The 17663-nt window shown below is 58.3% G+C and carries 14 protein-coding genes and 1 pseudogene; 7 read left to right on the top strand and 8 right to left on the bottom strand.

Annotation, left to right across the window (positions count from 1 at the left end; genetic code table 11):
- Position 1 precedes the first annotated feature (1 nt).
- The 3 genes from nth to ACVWY9_RS05025 all read left to right on the top strand — a co-directional run bounded on the left by nth (position 2) and on the right by ACVWY9_RS05025 (position 3149).
- Positions 2-706, top strand: a complete 705-nt coding sequence (gene nth, locus ACVWY9_RS05035) for an endonuclease III (RefSeq protein ID WP_457387683.1) — start codon at positions 2-4, stop codon at positions 704-706.
- A 102-nt stretch (positions 707-808) separates the two neighbouring features.
- Complete coding sequence (gene rapZ, locus ACVWY9_RS05030; protein WP_457387682.1) at positions 809-1792, top strand: RNase adapter RapZ; 984 nt, start codon at positions 809-811, stop codon at positions 1790-1792.
- On the top strand, positions 1785-3149 hold the full coding sequence (locus ACVWY9_RS05025) for a gluconeogenesis factor YvcK family protein (protein WP_457387681.1): 1365 nt from the start codon (positions 1785-1787) through the stop codon (positions 3147-3149). The genes rapZ and ACVWY9_RS05025 overlap by 8 nt, the downstream gene beginning before the upstream one ends.
- 24 nt (positions 3150-3173) lie before the next feature.
- Here ACVWY9_RS05025 and ACVWY9_RS05020 read toward each other — a convergent pair whose 3' ends face one another.
- Both ACVWY9_RS05020 and ACVWY9_RS05015 read right to left on the bottom strand, forming a co-directional pair.
- Positions 3174-4760, bottom strand: coding sequence for an ArnT family glycosyltransferase (locus ACVWY9_RS05020; protein ID WP_457387680.1), 1587 nt, complete (start codon positions 4758-4760; stop codon positions 3174-3176).
- 69 nt (positions 4761-4829) lie between these two features.
- Positions 4830-5699, bottom strand: coding sequence for a hypothetical protein (locus ACVWY9_RS05015; RefSeq protein ID WP_457387679.1), 870 nt, complete (start codon positions 5697-5699; stop codon positions 4830-4832).
- Positions 5700-6053: 354 nt separating this feature from the next.
- Between ACVWY9_RS05015 and ACVWY9_RS05010 the strand changes: the two genes are divergently transcribed.
- Both ACVWY9_RS05010 and ACVWY9_RS05005 read left to right on the top strand, forming a co-directional pair.
- Entirely contained in the window at positions 6054-6200 is a 147-nt protein-coding gene (locus ACVWY9_RS05010) for a hypothetical protein (protein ID WP_414356597.1), read from the top strand.
- Positions 6149-7894, top strand: coding sequence for a peptidoglycan D,D-transpeptidase FtsI family protein (locus ACVWY9_RS05005; protein ID WP_457387678.1), 1746 nt, complete (start codon positions 6149-6151; stop codon positions 7892-7894). Before ACVWY9_RS05010 ends, ACVWY9_RS05005 begins: the two co-directional genes overlap by 52 nt.
- Positions 7895-8005: 111 nt before the next feature.
- Here ACVWY9_RS05005 and ACVWY9_RS05000 read toward each other — a convergent pair whose 3' ends face one another.
- From ACVWY9_RS05000 to ACVWY9_RS04985, 4 genes are all read right to left on the bottom strand, one after another.
- On the bottom strand, positions 8006-9229 hold the full coding sequence (locus ACVWY9_RS05000) for a glycosyltransferase (RefSeq protein WP_457387677.1): 1224 nt from the start codon (positions 9227-9229) through the stop codon (positions 8006-8008).
- Positions 9230-9426: 197 nt separating this feature from the next.
- A complete protein-coding gene (locus ACVWY9_RS04995; protein WP_457387676.1) occupies positions 9427-11919 on the bottom strand; it encodes an HD family phosphohydrolase in 2493 nt (830 codons plus the stop codon).
- Positions 11920-11985: 66 nt separating this feature from the next.
- A complete protein-coding gene (locus ACVWY9_RS04990; RefSeq protein WP_457387746.1) occupies positions 11986-12381 on the bottom strand; it encodes a plastocyanin/azurin family copper-binding protein in 396 nt (131 codons plus the stop codon).
- A 235-nt stretch (positions 12382-12616) separates the two neighbouring features.
- Positions 12617-13354 carry a 4'-phosphopantetheinyl transferase family protein gene (locus ACVWY9_RS04985; RefSeq protein ID WP_457387675.1) on the bottom strand — a complete coding sequence of 246 codons (738 nt, stop codon included), beginning with the start codon at positions 13352-13354 and terminating at the stop codon, positions 12617-12619.
- On the opposite strand from ACVWY9_RS04985, the gene ACVWY9_RS04980 reads away from it, so the two are divergent.
- A complete protein-coding gene (locus tag ACVWY9_RS04980; RefSeq protein ID WP_457387674.1) occupies positions 13353-14822 on the top strand; it encodes an LCP family protein in 1470 nt (489 codons plus the stop codon). The two genes, ACVWY9_RS04985 and ACVWY9_RS04980, sit on opposite strands and share 2 nt — an antisense overlap.
- A 107-nt stretch (positions 14823-14929) precedes the next feature.
- Complete coding sequence (gene htpG / locus ACVWY9_RS04975; RefSeq protein ID WP_457387673.1) at positions 14930-16789, top strand: molecular chaperone HtpG; 1860 nt, start codon at positions 14930-14932, stop codon at positions 16787-16789.
- On the opposite strand, the gene ribH is transcribed toward htpG, so the two are convergent.
- Positions 16783-17367: a 6,7-dimethyl-8-ribityllumazine synthase gene (ribH, locus tag ACVWY9_RS04970; protein ID WP_011432636.1), complete on the bottom strand. Its 585-nt coding sequence runs from the start codon at positions 17365-17367 to the stop codon at positions 16783-16785. The genes htpG and ribH overlap by 7 nt on opposite strands.
- A gap of 69 nt (positions 17368-17436) precedes the next feature.
- A pseudogene (locus ACVWY9_RS04965) lies at positions 17437-17663 on the bottom strand (hypothetical protein); the annotation flags it as partial.

Genomic DNA, 17663 nt, shown 5'->3' with positions numbered 1-17663 from the left:
GATGGCCAGCAAACGGGCCCTGCGCCAGCGAGCTTTGGAGATCCTGCTTCGGCTGAAGCGCCACTACCCCAACTCCACCTGTGCCCTCCACTACCAGACGCCGCTGCAACTTTTGGTGGCAACCATCCTCTCCGCTCAGTGTACGGATGAGCGGGTGAATCAGGTGACGCCGGAGCTGTTTCGTCGCTTCCCGGATGCCCAGGCCCTGGCGACAGCGCCGCGAGAGGAGATCGAGGCTCTCATCCATTCCACCGGCTTCTATCGCAACAAGGCCAAACACATTCAGGAAGCCTGCCGCAAGATCTTGAGCGATTTCGGTGGTCAAGTGCCCCGCACCATGCCGGAGCTGCTCACCCTACCCGGTGTGGCCCGTAAGACGGCCAATGTGGTGCTGGCCCATGCTTTTGGCATCCATGCCGGGGTTACCGTCGATACCCATGTCAAGCGCCTCAGCCGCCGCCTCGGCCTTACCGAGCATGAGGATCCCGTGCGCATCGAAAAGGATCTGATGCAGTTGTTGCCGCAGGCGGATTGGGAGAACTGGTCTATCCGTCTGATCGACCACGGGCGGGCCATCTGCACTGCCCGCAGGCCTCTGTGCCAGCAATGTTTTTTGGCGGATCTCTGCCCCAGCGCTCCCCTCCTGAGACCGGCTGCACCGGCCGAGAAAATGGATAAAAAAGCTACAAAAGCCTCGCCAACCTGAGAGGATGGTTTCTAGGCGCCCCGCGTGGCTGAGCCCCCCATTCTTCCGGCGCTTGTTTTGGCCGCCCCTCGCCCTAGAATAAGCTCCATGCAGGATAAACCCATGTCAGTCGCGACCCCCGTTTTGGTCATTGCCGGCCTGACGGGATCCGGGAAAACTTTGGCCATCCAGCAGTTGGAACAACTGGGGTACACCAGCCTAGAAGGGATCCCGCCTGCCCAGGTGATCCCCTTGGTTGAGGCGATGCGGACCCATCACGCTGCTTTGGCCATCAGCTTGAATCTCCACGCCCAGGAGTACCGCGATCAAGTTCCCACCCTGGCTGCTTGGGTGCAATCGCAAGGGATCCCTTTCCTATTCTTGGAGGCCCGCTCCCCAGTGTTGCTCAACCGTCTCAGCGCCCACCGCCGTCCCCATCCCTACGGGGAAGCTGCCGGTTTGTGGGAGGCCATTGAGCAAGAGCGGCTGGCTCTGGCCCCGGTGCGGGAACGCTGCACCCACTGGTTGGATACCTCCGACCTCAATGCCCAGCAACTGCGGCAGCAATTGCAAGCTTTGGTGCAAGGGATCCCCCAGCCCCTCAACCTAAGGCTGGTCAGCTTCGGTTTCAAATACGGCCTTCCCCCCGATGCCAACTTGCTATTTGATGTGCGCTTTTTGCCCAACCCCTTCTTTCAGCCCCATCTGCGCCGCCTTACCGGGCAGGATCCCCTGCTGCAGGAGTTCTTGTTTGCGGATCCCATCACACAATCCACCTACCAGCACATCTTGTCCCTGATCAAAGCGTTTTGGCCCCACTACCGCGCAGAGCGTCGCCCCCACCTGACTTTGGCTATCGGCTGTACCGGCGGTCAGCACCGCTCGGTGGCCCTGGTGGAGCGCCTGGCCCAGGATTTGCAGCCTTGGACTGTCCCTGCCGGCAACCACGTTCTTCCCGACCTGAATGTTCAGGTTCAGCATCGCCATCTGCTCGACTCTCAGCGGGAGCTGGAAGCCCGCTTTGGCCCGGCGCCCGGCGAAGCCGGCGTTGCCCAGCAACAGGTTAGGATCCCTTTGGCCGGCGTTCCTGCACCTTCCCATGGCTAAGCCCCTGCCCAGCAACAAGTCCCCTGTTTGGGGCATTCGTCGCCGCAAGGCTGCTTGGTCGGGAAGTGGCTGGAAATGGCTCTTTCCCGGTTTAGCCGTTAAACGCTGGCTGAGCCTGGCGGTTGGGGGCGTGCTGCTGATGGTGCTGGGCATTGCCATCTGGACGGAGTTGACCCCCATCTTTCGCCTGAAGCGGCTGATCGACATCACCCTGCGCCTGATTACCACTTGGATCCCGAACAACATCAGTGGCCCCCTGGTGACTGGGATCGGGCTGGTGATGGTGGTGCTGGGGTTTCGCAGCGCCATGCGCTCCATCGAGGATGTGCTGATCCCCGAGGGAGATGAAGCGCTGGTGGATAAGCTGTTGTCGCGGCGGCGTCTCAGCCGTGGTCCCCGCATTGTGGTACTGGGGGGCGGCACCGGCCTCTCCAACCTGCTGCGGGGTCTGAAGCGCTACAGCTCCAACATCACAGCCATTGTCACGGTGGCCGATGACGGGGGATCCTCAGGGCGTCTGCGGCGGGAGATCGGCGTTTTGCCCCCCGGCGATATCCGCAACTGCCTCACTGCTCTGGCCAACGAAGAAAAGCTGCTCACCGAGCTGTTTCAATATCGCTTCCAGTCGGGGGAAGGGCTGAGCGGCCACAGCTTCGGCAATTTGTTCATCACTGCCCTCACCGCGGTAACCGGCGGCGACTTGATTCGGGCCATCACTGCCACCTCGCAAGTCTTGGCCATTCAGGGGCGGGTGCTGCCGGCCACCCTGGCGGATGTTACCCTCTGGGCGGAGCTGAGCGATGGCCGCCGCGTGGTGGGAGAGTCCAACATTGCCAAAGCCGGAGGACGCATTTGCCGAATCGGCTGTGACCCTCCCAGCCCTCCGGCCTTGCCAGAGGTCATCGAGGCTATTGAGGCGGCAGAGTTTGTGGTGCTGGGGCCGGGTAGCCTCTACACCAGCATCATTCCCAACCTGTTGGTGCCGGAAATTGTCGAGGCCATCGCCAGAAATATGGCCCCCCACATCTACGTCTGCAACATCATGACCGAGCCAGGGGAGACGGACGGCTATACCGTTGGGGATCACGTCATGGCTCTGGATCGGGTGGCAGGAGTGCGCCTATTTGACGGCGTGCTGGTGCAGCGGGAGCCACCCTCCCCGCGCGCTTTGGAGCATTACCGCCGCAGCGGTTCTGAGTTTGTGGTGCTGGATCCCGACAAACTGGCTTACCTGGGCTGCCGTGCCGTTTTGGCTAACGTCATGCAAGAAGATCCAGAGACCGGCTTGGTGCGCCACAACCCCGAACGCTTGGCTGCAATGCTGATGCGCTGGTTCGACAGACATCGCCCCCTCTAGCTTTGCCCAGGATGTCCTCTGCTGTTATTGCAGGCGGGAATAAGGGCGGGGATAGGGCTTGCGCATCTGTCGAGCCAGGTACACCTGAAAGGTTTGCGCCACCGCCCCTGCCCGCACCAGGGGAACCTCGGCCACAGGCTCGATTTGGGCAAAGTAGTCGCCATAGGTGGCTGGGATCCCTGCCCTCGGCTGGAACAGCTTGGAAGTGATGAGCAGCCCATCCTGCCCCAGCCAATCCTGAGGCTGCGACCAAAAGGCAAAGCCCCGCAAATCTGCATCCAGGCAGGTCAGAGGCTTGTCCGTCAGCGGAGCCAGGGCCATGGCGATCTGACCGCCCAAAAAATAGACATTGGTAAAAACGAACTCTGCCTCCTCAAGAGCTTGAGCCAGGTGGGGATCCGTCCGAAACCGCTGCCGCAACTGCTCAATTTCAATGAGCTGAGTAGAGGGATCCCTCTCCACCGGCCACAGCCCCATCCCTCCCGGCTCTTGCAGCAGGCCATAGCGCACATGGGCCAGCCCCACCCCCACCACCAAGCTGACCATCACCGCCGTCCCCACTAAGGTTCGCTTCGCTCCCGGCCACCGTTCCCAGAAGGATCCCAGCAGCAGCGTCAGCACCCAAAACCCCGGCATGGGCCAGGTGGGCAAGATGGGCCGGTAGCCTCCCATCAAGGTAAAGGCCAACACCAGCGGTAATCCACAGGCCAGGATCAAAAGGTGCTTGAGCTCTTCATCCGTCAGCCGCATCCCGCGGAGAATCTGCAGGGCCACCCGACCCGTCCCTGCCAAACTCGCCCACCCCAAAGGGATCCCCAAGCTGGGGAACAGGTAAAAGATTTCAGAAAGGATCGTCAGCCCCAGCGCTTGCAGTTGATACCCTGCCTCCGGCACCGCCCGCCCCGCCTGAAAGCGAAAGGAGACCCAATCCTGCTGGGCGTTCCAGATCAGCACCGGGCTGAAGGCCAGCACAAAACCCAGCACCGCCAGCACCGTCCAGCCCGACCTCAAGGCACAGCGATGAACTGGGCTGAGCAGACAAAAGAGTACCAGGCCGAACCCCAAAGCCAAGCCGTGGTACTTCCCCAAGCAGGCCAGCCCCACCAAGAGACCTATGAGCGCTAGCCTAGGCCCTGGCCGATAGCGAGCCGCCCCATAGACTCCCAATTTCCCCTGCCCCAAAGGCACCGGGAAAAACTCCTGGCTGGCCACCCATAGGGTTGCTGCCGTAAAAAAGACCAGCGGACTATCCGGCAGGGTCAGCACCCCAAACCCAATCCAAAGGATCGGCGCGATGCTGATGGCCGCCAAGCTGATCAGTCCCGCCCGAACAGAGAAAAGGCGCGCTCCGGTGTAGTAGAGGAATAGGGAAGAGCCACAATACAGCAGCAGGGATCCCAGTCGAATAGAAAAAGCCGACACCTGGCCGGTCAAGGCAGGCCCCAAGCCCGTTGTCCAGGCCACCAGCGGCGGATGGTCAAAATAGCTCCAATCCAGATGGCGGGTGTAGAGGTAGTAGTAGGCTTCGTCAAAGCCCGGCGGCAAAAGGGCAGCCACCAGGCCCCGCATGAACAAGCCCAACCCCAGGATTAGCCAAACCGCTCTAGGCAATGGAGGGGATCCCTTTTGGCAAATCGACAGATCTAACTTACCTTTAACACCCTCCGGGTCTACGTCCCTCTAGCAATCTGAGCAATCCGATTTTTTTGTCTCCAGCAAAATGACCGGACGCCCCAAAAGTTGACCTAGCTTCTCGGCCTCTGCCCGCGCCTCTGGTTCCTTATCAGTGTAGCAGACTGACAGCAAAGGTTTCCGCGATTGCAATTTCACTTCTACCGAAAAGAATTCAACAAAATTCCTTTTGGCCTGAACCAAAATCTGCTGTACATCTCCAAAGGAATAAGTTTTCCGCCCTAGCGACCCAAAAGGAGTAAGGTGCTCCTCTTGGATTTGGTACCTAGAGCGGTCAAACGTTAGACGGCGACACCAAAAAGACACCTTCAGCATGAGAGCTCCTACCCAAAGAAGTAGAGCCAGAAATAGACCTGGAAGGAGAGAATACAAGATCGCAAACACTAACTCCAGTAAGTGAAATCTATCGATATCTATCAAGAGCCGACTCTCTGTACTGTTCACAAAAGAATCAACGCGCCTTGCCAATTCCTGAGCTTCACTTTCACCAAAGGCCAACCAGGCTGGAGTTTCCCCTGTAGGCTTTTCCAGCGTGACATAGTAGCGCTCAGTCCTTTCTCCGTCGTCATCCTCCACAATTTCAGTTTTGACTGCAGCTCCTCTTACATCTATGTGAAGTGTAGTTTGGCTCGGCAAAGGTAGAAACGGCTGGAAAGACACTTCACAATTAACCGTAGACTGGTCAACTCGAAAACAAGTGAAACGGCGCTCACCCTGGGAAGACCAGATCGAAGATAAAGCCATAAAAAGGATGAACGCAAAGAAACAGATAAAAACAAAAGTAGCAAGAGACCCAAGGAAACCTACAGAAGACTCTTGGTACACGCGCTTGTTGGGGCTCTCCTCCACGCATTTCATAGACTTAACTCCAAGAAAGCCGGATTTGCTCAGGTTATAACTTGCTAGTCTGTTGGTCGTCTGTTTCCGAGAATACGAAGCGTTTAAAAAATTATGAAAAGCAGTAAGTCCTCCGGTTTTCGCTGTGCTGTATTCAACTTCCCCTCTCTCCAACCAGGAGCGGAAATTGAGTGGCTGACTGCACGAGGCGCCGGGAAGAGGTTTTAAACAAGGTCTTTCCCAGAAGCTGTGGGGTGGCATAACAGTGGGATGAGCGCCAAACTAGCGGTGGTGCTCATGTGAGGATTGCAATGGAAGGCAGACCTAGGGCTAGGGTAGGGCGGCCTGTGCCGAAATCTCTGGAGACAAGGCAAAATGGCCGGCAACTTGCTCAACGGCGCCGACGCAGAGGTTCTTGGATCCCTTCACCGCGAAGCTCTAGGCAGTGGGGAACAGCGCTGGGATGGCTCTTGGGGGATCGGATCCCGACGGCCCGCCAGCTTGACTTTCGCGCCGGCATGACCGGACTGGCTCTGACCATTGCCCTGTTTCTGACAGGAGCACGTCTGGTTTATTTGCAACATCAACAGGCACCCCTATTGCAGCAGCGAGCCGAAGCCCAGCAGCGAGCCCAGCTAAGACCTTTCATTCCTCGTCGCTCAATTGTGGATCGTCATTCTATTGCCAAGCAGCAGGCAGAATTGCTGGCCGTAGATCGCCCCGTCTATACTCTCTGGGCCCATCCCCGCCTCTTTGGCAAACGCACTCCAGAGGAAATTGCCACCGCTCTTGCTCCCCTGTTGCGGCGTCCAGTAGAGCAACTGACGCAGCGGCTGTCGGTTAATCATGCGGTGCGGGTGGAGCGCTGGGTATCCCAGGAGGTGGCGGATCAAATTCAGGCTCTGCATCTGGATGGCCTGGAGCTGGTGAGCGAGCGGCAACGCGTTTACCCCCAAAAAGAGATGGCCGCTGAGGTGGTAGGCTATGTGGATCTGGATCATCAGGGCCAAGCGGGAGTGGAATATTCCCGGCAAGAGCTGCTGGAGCGTACTGTTCAGCCTGTTACTATTCCTCGCGATGGCTACGGACGACTGTTGGCTGCAGAGGTACCGGAAGGGCTGCTGCAATCCCGCGAGACGGTGCTGCAACTTACCCTAGATATGCGCCTGCAAAGAGCTGCCCGCGCTGCCCTGAAAGTGCAACTGGAGCGGTTTCGAGCCCTGCGGGGCACGGTGATTGTCCTCCAGCCCCAGACAGGGGAAATCCTGGCGCTGGTGAGCGAGCCCACCTATGACCCTAACCGCTACTTTGAGTATGACCCCGGTCTTTTTCGCAACTGGGCCGTAACGGATTTGTATGAGCCGGGATCCACCTTCAAGCCCATCAACATTGCCATTGGGTTGGATGCTGGAGCCTTTACAGCAGATGAACGGGTCTATGACGAGGGTCGGATTCTCATCGGTCAGTGGCCCATTCAAAATTACGACTACCACCAACGAGGGGCCCATGGCTGGATGAGCGTCACGGATATCCTGCGGCAATCCAGCAATGTGGGTATGGTACACCTGATGCGCAAGCTGGATCCCCGCCAGTACTACAATGCCTTGGTGCGGCTGGGGTTCAACGAGCGCAGTGGCGTGGATTTGCCCTTTGAGCCGGCCAGCCGTTTGAAACCGCTGCGACAGTTTGTTACGGTGCCGGTGGAGCGGGCCACTGTCGCTTTCGGCCAGGGGCTGGCCCTCACTCCTCTACAGTTGGCTGCCATGCATTGCATCATTGCCAACGGCGGACTGAAAGTGCAGCCCCATGTGGTGCGAGGCTTGGTGGAGAAGGATACGGATACTTTAGTTTGGGGATCCCCGCAGCCGCAGCCGGTGCGGGTACTATCCGAGCAAGCCACGCTGGCAGTGCGTATCCAAATGCGGGATGTGGTGGACTTTGGCACGGGGCAATCGGCCAAGATCGAGGGGTATGAGATCGCTGGCAAAACCGGCACTGCCCAGAAAGCCGGGCCACGGGGGGGCTATTTGCCCGGCAAGCGCATCACCAGTTTTGTGGGCTACTTCCCGGCCATTCGCCCGAATTACGTGATCTTGGCGGTGATCGACGAGCCGCAGGGGGAAGATGCCTTCGGCTCGACGACGGCTGCTCCCGTTGTTCGCTCGGTGATCCAGGAGATCATCGCCCTAGAGGGGATCCGCCCTAACTCTACTTAGCGCAGCCATAGGAACAAGGGGCGAAGGTGGATGCCAAAGGGGGCCCAGACAGTGAGGAAATGAGCGAAATGCCCATACCTCCGGATTGGCTCTTCCTGGAAAAAGCCATACTCAAGACTGGCCACCCACAGAGTCCGACTTAACCTCTGCACTCCTCCAGCTCAGCTTGGAGTTGAGGTAGAAGTTCCAGAATACAACAATACCGATGGCAATTAAGTTGGCCAACAAATAATGAATGCCCAAGCGCTCGCTCAGCAAGGTCACCAGTGAAGTGTTGAGAACCAAGCCAATTAAGCAGATAACGTTAAACTTCGCCAACCGCTTCAGGCGATTCCAGGGCCCCGGCTGCAAGCGGGTCACATGGCGAAAAGTCCACAGGTCGTTCCAGAGGAAGTTATTGAGAATGGCCACCTCCGAAGCAACCAGCTTACTGGTTATGAGATCCCATCCTAAGTTGGTGGGATCGTGCAAAACATAGAGCAAAGCCATGTCCACCAAGGTGCCGGATAGGCCAACCGTGCTGAAGCGCAAAAAGGATCCCACCTGCCCTAGCGAAAAGCGCAGCACCATCAGGTGGTGGAGATATTGGAGACAAGTTTGCAGTTGGATTTTGCTCTCCCCGTTTTGGCGCTCCTGAAAGATGTAGCCGACTTCAGCAATGGTTTTCACCCGGCCCCGCGCCAGCACCTCGATCAGCAGCTTGTAACCCTTGGGGTTGAGCGGGATCCCGGCAATAGACTGGCGTCTGACCAGAAACAGTCCGCTCAACGGATCGGAAACACGGCTGAAAACTCCCGGCAGCAGAACCAGCCCAATCCATTGGGCCCCGCGGGAGACGATGCGCCGGCCCAGGCTCCAGTGGCTCACCCCTCCCGATGGTGCATAGCGGCTGCCCACCACCAAATCTGCCCCTTTCTGGATGAGCGGCCACAATTTGAGGACAATCTCCGGCGGATGCTGCAAATCCCCATCCATAACCCCCAGCACCTCGCCGCGGGCAGCTTGCCATCCCCGCAGCACGGCAGTGGCCAGGCCTCGTTCGTGGTGGCGACAAATGACTTGCAGTTGAGGGAATTCTTTTTGCAATCCTTGGGCCACTTTGGCAGTGTAATCGGGGCTATTGTCATCCACCACAATCAACTCATAGCCTCCAGGCAGAATCGTGTCTAGGTGGGCGCACAATTGTCTGACCAAGCTGCCAATGCTAGAGGCTTCGTTGTAGGTGGGAATGACCAGCGAAAGTTGCACAGGGCTGGACTGAGACAGAGGTGGAATCTGAAAAGGAGCTGCAGAAGCTTTGGGATCGGCAGAGGAAGTAGGAGCTCCATGAAGCATTCAGCAGGCCATCCAAAAACAATAAAACAAAAATCCTCCGCCTAGGGCTGCAAATCCTAGGACTGCCTTAGTTCACATTGGATCCACAGAACGATCCCCTATCGTACTGATCGATGAGCCGCAGGGCTAGACCTTTCTCTACCTACCCAGCTTCTGAGGACTCAGTCTCACTGACGCGAACGGGAGAGGTCACCTGGCTAAGGGGATCCCGTGGAGTGGCTCATCAACACCGGGATCTGGGCCTGAGCAGAGGCAGTCTCAGGCAGCGAGGGGGCAGGGGTGAAACTGGGGTAGGGGATGCGCTCGTGGTTGGATTCCCGCCAGACCTCCACGAAAGCGTCTGCCACCACCTCCAAATCCTCCAGCGTCAGCCCACTATCAACCAACTGGCCATCTTGCCAACGGGCCTGGGCAATTTTGCGGACAACAGCCTTTGCCCGCTCGACCACATCGGGGCCGAAGCCATCGCTCAAGGTCATACTGCGCAGGGCGGCTTCACAGGCATCGGCCATCATCACCACCCCCGTCTCCTTGCTCTGGGGGATCGGGCCATCGTAGCGGAACGGCTCTTCGGGTACGGGCTGACCCCCGGCTTTCATCTGGGCTTGATGGTAGAAATAGGCAATCAGGATCGTCCCCTGGTGCTCAGGGATAAACGCCTGGACGGCGGTAGGCAGATTATATTGCTTGGCCAGGCGCAAGCCATCGCTGACGTGGGCCTTGATAATCTGAGCACTGCGATAGGGATCGTCCAGTTGGGTGTGGGGGTTGAGGCTGCCCATCTGGTTCTCGATGAAGTAGCGGGCCTGCAGCATCTTGCCGATGTCATGGTAGAGGGTGCCGGTGCGCACCAGCTCCACGTTGAGGTTCAGCTTCTGGGCAGCCCGTTCTGCCAAAGTGGCCACAAGCAGAGTGTGCTGGAAGGTGCCGGGGGCCTCTGCAGCCAGCCGCCGCAGCAGCGTGCGATTGGGATTGCTCAACTCGATCAGACGAATGGGGGTGGCCAAGTCAAACAGGCGCTCCAGGTAGGGGCTGGCTCCCAGGGCAACAATGCTCCATCCCAAGCTGGTTCCCCCTGCCAAAGCCATGGCCAACAGGTCGATGCCGCCGGTGGTGGCCAAGCTAACCGCCCCGTAGGCCAGCATCTGCACCGCTGCCGCTCCTCCCCCCAGCAAGGCCAGCTCTTCTCGGGAGCGGGAACGCCCGGCCAAGGCAGAGGCCACCACACTGCCGGAGAGCAAGGGTACAAGGGTGAGCAGGTTGACAGGGGAGACCAAGGGCAAAAACAACGCCTGGCCCACCACCACCACCAAGCCCAGCCCTGCCCCGTAAAAACTGCCCAGCAACAGCCCCACTGCCGGCAGGGAGCTGAACTCCAGCTTGAACAAGGCCGCCAACAGGGGAGCGGTTAGGGAAACCATGAGGATCAACACTCGATCCCGGCGGCGCAATCCCGGCCTCAAGCGTTGTTGCAGAGGCACAAAGACAGCCAGGCCCATACCCATCACTCCGGCCACTCCCACCAAGCCCCAGACGTTGATCCCGCGCTGGGTAAGCCCAAAGTGATCCAAGATGAGAAAAATTTCGGGAGTGATGACCTGATCTGCTCGCACGATCACCTGGTTCTCGGCAACCGAGATCAGAACCGGCTCGACTTTTTCCAGCTCGGCGCGGATGCGCTGCTCGGTGCGCTGGGGATCCACCTCCACATTGGGAATGAGCACCTGCTGCAGCCACTGATAGACCAGCCCTTGCAACTCCTGTCGTTGGGCAGCATTGCCCGGAAACATCAAATCGTCCAGTTGGGCTTGGATCCCTTCGGCGCGAACTTCGCGGGGCAGGCCATCCACGATCCCTATCTTCTGCAGACGCTCCAAGACCCGCCGACTCAAGGTTTGCAAATGCTGCCAATCCGCATCTGCCAAATTGAGAACTGTGGCCGGGACAGGGGGGGTGAGCTGCTCCAGAGCCGGCAAAGCCGCTTGATAGCGCCGTTGCGCCGCTTCCACCTGGGCAATTAGCTGAGTATAGGGATCCGTCGCCGCCATCTGGGTGGCCGATCCGTCCAACCAGACCCGCTGCCAAACCTCGACAAGCTCTTGCTTGGCCCGCTGCTCCGGAGGAAGCTGCTCCGGTCGCCCAGAAGAGGGCTCTTCTGAAGGAGATGGGGTGGCTCCGCGGATGGCCTCTTGTCGGGCGCGAGCCTGGAAGGGTTCCCACTCCTCCGGGGAAAGCTGGCGCAGGTAGATCTGCGTTGGCAGAGACAGCAACTGGACAGAAACATAGGGCAGAGGCCCTGCCTCTTGGCGGATGGCCTCCACCTCAGCCAGGAGACCCTCCAGGTTTTGCCGCATGCTGTCGTTGGCGGTGCTGTTGATTTTGAGGGCCTGCGCCACCCGCCGTCGCGCCTCAGCTTGTCGGGCCTGGGTAGCCTCCACATCTTCAATCTCCGCCGCAGCAGGGGCAAGAAACGTCTGCGGAGAACGGCTGCCGACGGTCAGTTGTGGTTCGTTGTAGTAGCGGATCCCGTGGACGGCAGTGAGGGAGAGAAGCGCGAGGGCATAGCCGGCAACCCGTTCCGAAAGGGGGGGCCTGCTCTTTCGAGGGGAAGCTGCCTGGCGTCGCCGAGTCCAGTGTTCCGCGTTCGCGTCGGCAGCGCGAAGGGCTTTGGGCGTGAGCGGGTTTTTCATGGATTGGCCTGGCAGCGTCTTTCTCTTTTCTATCCCCTTTTGGCCGGGTAGCCCAGGAAGAGGATCTCAATCGCCGATGGTAATCTGCCCCACCATACCTGCTTCTGCATGGCCGGGAATGGTGCAAACCAAAGCGTAGACCCCAGATTTCAGGGGAATAAATTGCCACTCCACCGAAGCGCCTGGCTTCAGTTCCAATTCTCGGATCTGGCCCTTAATTTCCACGCCGGCCACGTCCAACTTACGGGTCCAAACGGCATCGGCAAAATCTTTGGCGCTGAAATAATGTTTCAATTGGCTGGGGTTGCTCAGGCGAAGACGGTAGAGGCTGCCGTTGCGAAAAGACAGTTCCTTGGGCGCAAACACCAACTGATTGTCGGCAGTGCCCAACTCAACCACCTTCTCCTGCGGCGTTTGTCTGGAGAGATCCCGCGCCCATACCGGATGCGGGATCCCAATCATGAGGGCCGATAGCCAGATTCCCAGCACCAGGAAATGACAGAACCTGTTTAACATTGCAACAACGAGGAGAGAGGAAAGAGCAAAGAGAAAAGAGCAACGAGGAGAGAGAAAAGAGCAAAGAGAAGAGATTTCTCCTTCTCACTTCTCACTCCTCCCTTCTCACTCCTCTGCGAGTAGCCTGGAAACTCAAGATAGCATCTCTAGGCGGAGAGGTTTTGATTCCCTTCTGCCCTGTCTAGCCATCCACATCCTCGTAGAGCCGCACGGCTGGGGCTTCCTCTCCGTCTTTCCTTATTTCAAGCGCTACCGCAGCGGCGTAGCCACCGGCAACCTGAAGCGGTAAGGTCACCCAGCGGGAGTCCTCGCCCAAAGCTGCAGAGCCGGCCAGACCCCTGCCTGTTCCCTTCAGGAGCGCCTCCTTTTGTGTCCACATTTGAAAGAAAAGGGCATCCCGCTCTGGAGCTGGACACCTGGCCAAACGGCCCTGCTCAGCAGCCGAAAAATAGCGTTGGGCGATGCGCTGCCAGCGGAGCACAGGTCGAACCCATTCCAGATCCACTCCAATGCGGTATTGCCATCTCAGGCCGATCAGGACGCGCTCGTGGGAGTGGCTGAGGTTAAACTGCAGCGGCAGGGGTGGATCCCGCCAGTAGGGTTTGCCGGTAGAACTGTGGTCGAGGGGGATCCCCTGGGGCGGAATGCCGCTGTAGCGGCTAAGCAAGCTCCGCAACCCAAGACGACCGGCCAGAAAGCGGCGCCGATCTGCCGGCAGTTGTAAACGCTCTGCCCGCCGACATTCTTCAGGGGAAAGAAGGCCGAGCTGGGGGAGCAACTTCTCCAACGGGGGGACTGTCTGCAGCCAAAGATGCACCTCTGACTTTCCCGACAACGGCTGCAGGGATCCCCCTGTGGCGACTGCTACCTCGCTGAAGTTGGATCCAGACAACTCTGAAAACTGAGGATAGGGTAACATGGCCTTGAATTGGTGGAGTTGGCAACACCACCCAGACAGTACACCCTTTCCTGTACGCGCTCGCGAGACCTGGTCTGACCTGATGCCCTCCTTCCACTATCCCCCCCGTCCTGACCGTGTCCGCGCAGCTCGTCAGCAGCCTATTCGTCAGGGGATCCTCTGGCTGTTGTTGGGGTTCACGGCTGTGTTGGCGGGTTCTGCCGGTGCCCTCTTGGCCGTGATGTTGCCCCGTCAGGTGATCCCAACTTCCCTCACACCTGCAGAACAAGAAGCCTTCCGTCCCGATGCCTTACGGGCTGCGGCTCTGGATCGCTCGTTGCATATCCTCATTCTCGGCACAGACAACCCGGATCCCACCCTGCCCTTGCCCACAGAGCGAGATCGCTTCCACACCCGCAGCGACACCATTCTCTTGGCCCGCTTTGATCCCCACGCGCGGCGGATTACCGTTTTGTCCATCCCCCGCGACACTCGTGTGCGCTTGCCTGGCTTTGGTGTGGCCAAGATCAATGCTGCCAACTTGGCAGGGGGCCCGGCGCTGGCGGCCCAGGTGGTCAGCCACTTGATGGGTGGGATCCCGATTGACCGCTACATTCGCCTCAATACCGACGCTCTGGAAGAGCTGATCGACGCGGTGGGCGGCGTGGAAATCTACGTGCCGGAACCGATGCAATACGTGGATCACACCCAGCAGTTGTTTATCCACCTGGAACCCGGCTGGCAACGCCTCAATGGAGAACAAGCCCACCACTTTGCCCGCTTTCGCCGCGATCACCTGGGATTAGGGGATATCGGTCGGGTGCAACGGCAACAGGAATTGCTGCGGGCCCTGAGCCGGGAACTGCTCTCCCCTGCTGTCTGGCCGCGGATCCCAAAGATTTTGCAGGTTATCCGCACCAACCTCGATACCAACCTCACCTGGGAAGAGGTTCTGAGCTTGGCCAAGTTTGTCCTCACCTCTGGGGGCGATCGCATCGACCTGGTGCTGCTGCCGGGCCGCTTCAGTCAGCCGGGAGAATTCTCCACCAGCTACTGGCTGCCGGATCCCGCCGGGATTCGGCGGGTGGCCGTCTCCCACTTTGGCCTGGAGGCAGAGGTAACCCGCATTCCTCCACACCGCCTGCGCATAGCCGTGCAAAACGCAACCGGAGAGCCGGGGATGGCCCGCCGTATGGTGCAAGAATTGGTGAGACAAGGATACGTCCATGCTTTTGCCGTGGAAGACAGCACCCAGGTGCTGCAGCAAACGGAGATCCTCGCCCAGAGCGGGGATCGGGAGGGGGCTAAACAGATCCGCGCCGCCATTGGCCTGGGAGAAGTGCGGGTAGAATCTACTGGCGTTCTCAACTCCGATGTCACCATTCGAGTCGGCCAAGATTGGGCTCAACAGTTGGCTTTGGATGAAGCACTCCGCGCCGCTGACGCCAACGGCCAAACCCAAGCTCCGCCCGGAGCAGCTCAGCTCTAGAGAGCCGGTTCGGTTGCGAGTGCGGATTTCCGAAAAAGAGCCTGCTTGTCGGGGACTTTTCGGTCTCTGTAGATTAGCACTGAGCTTGTTTGAGTGCTGAGCCACCTATGACCGTGCTGGAACAGGGATCCATCACCATCCACACCGAGAACATCTTTCCCATCATCAAGCAGTCTCTCTACTCGGATCGAGAGATCTTCTTGCGGGAGCTGATCTCCAATGCTGCTGATGCCATCACCAAGCTGAAGATGGCCAGCCTTGCCGGCGAAGTGGCAGATCTCCCAGAGCCGGAGATTACGATTGCCCTCAACAAGGAGGCCAAGACCTTAGCGGTGGCCGATAACGGCATTGGCATGACTGCCGAGGAAGTGAAAAAATACATCAACCAGGTGGCTTTTTCCAGCGCTGAAGAGTTCATTCAAAAGTACAAGGGCAAAGACGCAGAGCAAGCAATCATTGGCCACTTTGGTCTAGGATTCTACTCCTCTTTTATGGTGTCGCAGCGGGTGGAGATCGACACCCTCTCCTATCGGCCCGGCAGCACGCCGGTAAAGTGGGCTTGTGACGGCACCACTACTTTTACCCTCTCCGATTCTGAGCGCTCCAGCATCGGCACCACCGTTACCCTTTACATCACCCCCGAAAACGAAGAATACCTGGAGCCAAGCCGCATTCGGGAATTGGTTCGTAAATACTGCGATTTCATCCCCGTTCCCATCAAGTTAAACGGGGAAGTGATCAACAAGCAAAAGCCCCTGTGGAGAACCTCACCTTCCGAACTCAAAGATGAGGATTACCTAGAGTTTTATCGCTACCTCTATCCCTTTCAAGAGGATCCCCATTTCTGGGTGCACATCAACACCGACTATCCCTTCATCGTGCAAGGGATCCTCTATTTTCCCAAGTTGCGCCCAGATATTGATCCCACCAAGGGTCAAGTCAAGCTGTTCTGCAATCAAGTCTTTGTCCAAGATAACTGTGAGGAAGTCATCCCCAAGTTTCTCCTGCCTCTGCGGGGGGCCATCGACAGCCCGGATATTCCTCTCAACGTCTCCCGCAGCTTCTTGCAAAATGACCGCACCGTAAGACGCATTGGGGATCACGTTGCCAAAAAGGTGGCGGATCGTCTCAATGAACTGTACAGGGAAGATTACGAAAAATACGTCAAGGTCTGGCCCGACATCAGCCTCTTTATGAAGTTTGGGGCGATGAACAACGACAAGTTCTTTGCCCAGATTAAGGATATTCTCATTTTCCGAGTGGCCGGATCCCGTGCTGACAAACCCGAATATGTGACCCTGAAAGCGTACCTGGAGCGCACCCGCGACAAGCAAAACAAGCGAGTTTACTACGCCACCGATGAGGCTGCCCAGAGTGCCTACATCGATCTCCACCGCTCTCAAGGACTGGAAGTGATCATGCTGGATAGCTGGATCGACAGCCACTTCAGCAGCTTTTTGGAGCGGGAATACAAAGAAGAAGGGATCCAATTTAAGCGGGTAGATTCTGAGCTGGATGAAACGCTGGTGGATAAAGACAAAGCCGCCGAAATTGTTGACCCGGTAACGCAAAAAACCCGCAGCCAAAAGTTGATCGATCTCTTCCGACAAGCCCTGGGCAAAGACAAGTTGCAGATCAAAGCAGAAGCTCTTAAATCAGAGTCGGTTCCGGCCATGATCTTGCTGCCGGAGACGCTGCGGCGCCTACAGGAGCTCAACGCCGTCATCCAGCAGAAGCCGCTGGAGTTTCTGGAAGAGCACACGCTGGTTCTGAACACGGCCCATCCCCTCATCCAAAACCTGCAGTCTCTTGCCGATCGGGGGCGGGATCCCGACTTGGTTCACCTCATCTGCAATCACATCTACGATTTGGCTTTGATCACCCAGAAAAGCTTTGACCCGGCAGCCGTGCGGGCCTTTGTGCAGCGCTCCAACGAAGTGCTGACTCGGCTCACCCGCCCTCAATAGGCAGCGCTGTCCAGGGTAGACTGCAGGGCTTCCGCTCCACCGGGCAGAGACGGACGGGATCCGGCCCCGTTGCCGCTGTGGCCGTAGCTGCCTTGGAGCACGGGGGCAACTTGGCGCATCAGCGTCGCCATCTCCAGGGCACTCATGGCGTATTCCCAACCTTTGTTGCTCTTGACCCCGGCCCGCTCCAGAGCCTGCTGCAGGGTATCGGCGGTGAGGATCCCGAAAATGACCGGCACGCCGGTACGAAATCCTGCCGCCGCAATGCCCTTGGAGACCTCCGCTGCCACATAGTCGAAGTGGGGAGTTTGCCCGCGAATCACTGCCCCCAGACAGATGATGGCATCATAACGGCGAGATTGGGCCAGTTGGTGAGCCAGCAAAGGCACCTCAAAACTGCCGGGCACCCAGTAGTAGTCCACTTGCTTGCTCTCCGGGCCGACATCCACACCATGCCGCTTCAGCGCGTCCTGGCACCCTTCCAACAATTTGCCGGTGATTAGGTCGTTAAACCGACCGATGACGATGGCTAGACGCAGATCCTCCGTCTGAACAAAATTGCCCTCGTAAACTGCCATCTACGCTGCTCCAGATCTACCCAAGAGAAGAACAAGCGGGCCGACACGGCAAAACCACGCTTTCCCATCCTAATTCAGTAAACTACCCGACCCTGACTGCTTCGCAGTACAGGGCGGGCTTAAGGCCTCCGGCCCGCTGGCGCGAACGGTAGCCCTGCAGTTGGCAAGCCAACCACGTTCGCGAAGCGAGCCGTAGGCTTGACCTCTAGGCTGGTTTACAGCAGCCCCCAAAAGCGCAATCACATTCGCACCATTCAAATCCGCATCCCCTTCCCATCCACAGTGTCCACACTTAA

It is taken from the genome of Thermostichus sp. OS-CIW-31, from assembly GCF_054060305.1.
The sequence above is the reverse complement of the archived record's forward strand: the minus strand, read 5'-3'. Positions and strand labels throughout refer to the sequence as shown.

Coding starts and splice junctions, on each gene's coding strand:
- rapZ (WP_457387682.1), top strand. CDS start 809: ATGTCAGTCGCGACCCCCGTTTTGGTCATTGCCGGCCTGACGGGATCC.
- ACVWY9_RS04980 (WP_457387674.1), top strand. CDS start 13,353: ATGGCCTTGAATTGGTGGAGTTGGCAACACCACCCAGACAGTACACCC.
- ACVWY9_RS05000 (WP_457387677.1), bottom strand. CDS start 9,229: ATGCTTCATGGAGCTCCTACTTCCTCTGCCGATCCCAAAGCTTCTGCA.
- ACVWY9_RS05025 (WP_457387681.1), top strand. CDS start 1,785: ATGGCTAAGCCCCTGCCCAGCAACAAGTCCCCTGTTTGGGGCATTCGT.
- ribH (WP_011432636.1), bottom strand. CDS start 17,367: ATGGCAGTTTACGAGGGCAATTTTGTTCAGACGGAGGATCTGCGTCTA.
- ACVWY9_RS04990 (WP_457387746.1), bottom strand. CDS start 12,381: ATGATTGGGATCCCGCATCCGGTATGGGCGCGGGATCTCTCCAGACAA.
- ACVWY9_RS04985 (WP_457387675.1), bottom strand. CDS start 13,354: ATGTTACCCTATCCTCAGTTTTCAGAGTTGTCTGGATCCAACTTCAGC.
- htpG (WP_457387673.1), top strand. CDS start 14,930: ATGACCGTGCTGGAACAGGGATCCATCACCATCCACACCGAGAACATC.
- ACVWY9_RS05015 (WP_457387679.1), bottom strand. CDS start 5,699: ATGAAATGCGTGGAGGAGAGCCCCAACAAGCGCGTGTACCAAGAGTCT.
- ACVWY9_RS04995 (WP_457387676.1), bottom strand. CDS start 11,919: ATGAAAAACCCGCTCACGCCCAAAGCCCTTCGCGCTGCCGACGCGAAC.
- ACVWY9_RS05010 (WP_414356597.1), top strand. CDS start 6,054: ATGGCCGGCAACTTGCTCAACGGCGCCGACGCAGAGGTTCTTGGATCC.
- nth (WP_457387683.1), top strand. CDS start 2: ATGGCCAGCAAACGGGCCCTGCGCCAGCGAGCTTTGGAGATCCTGCTT.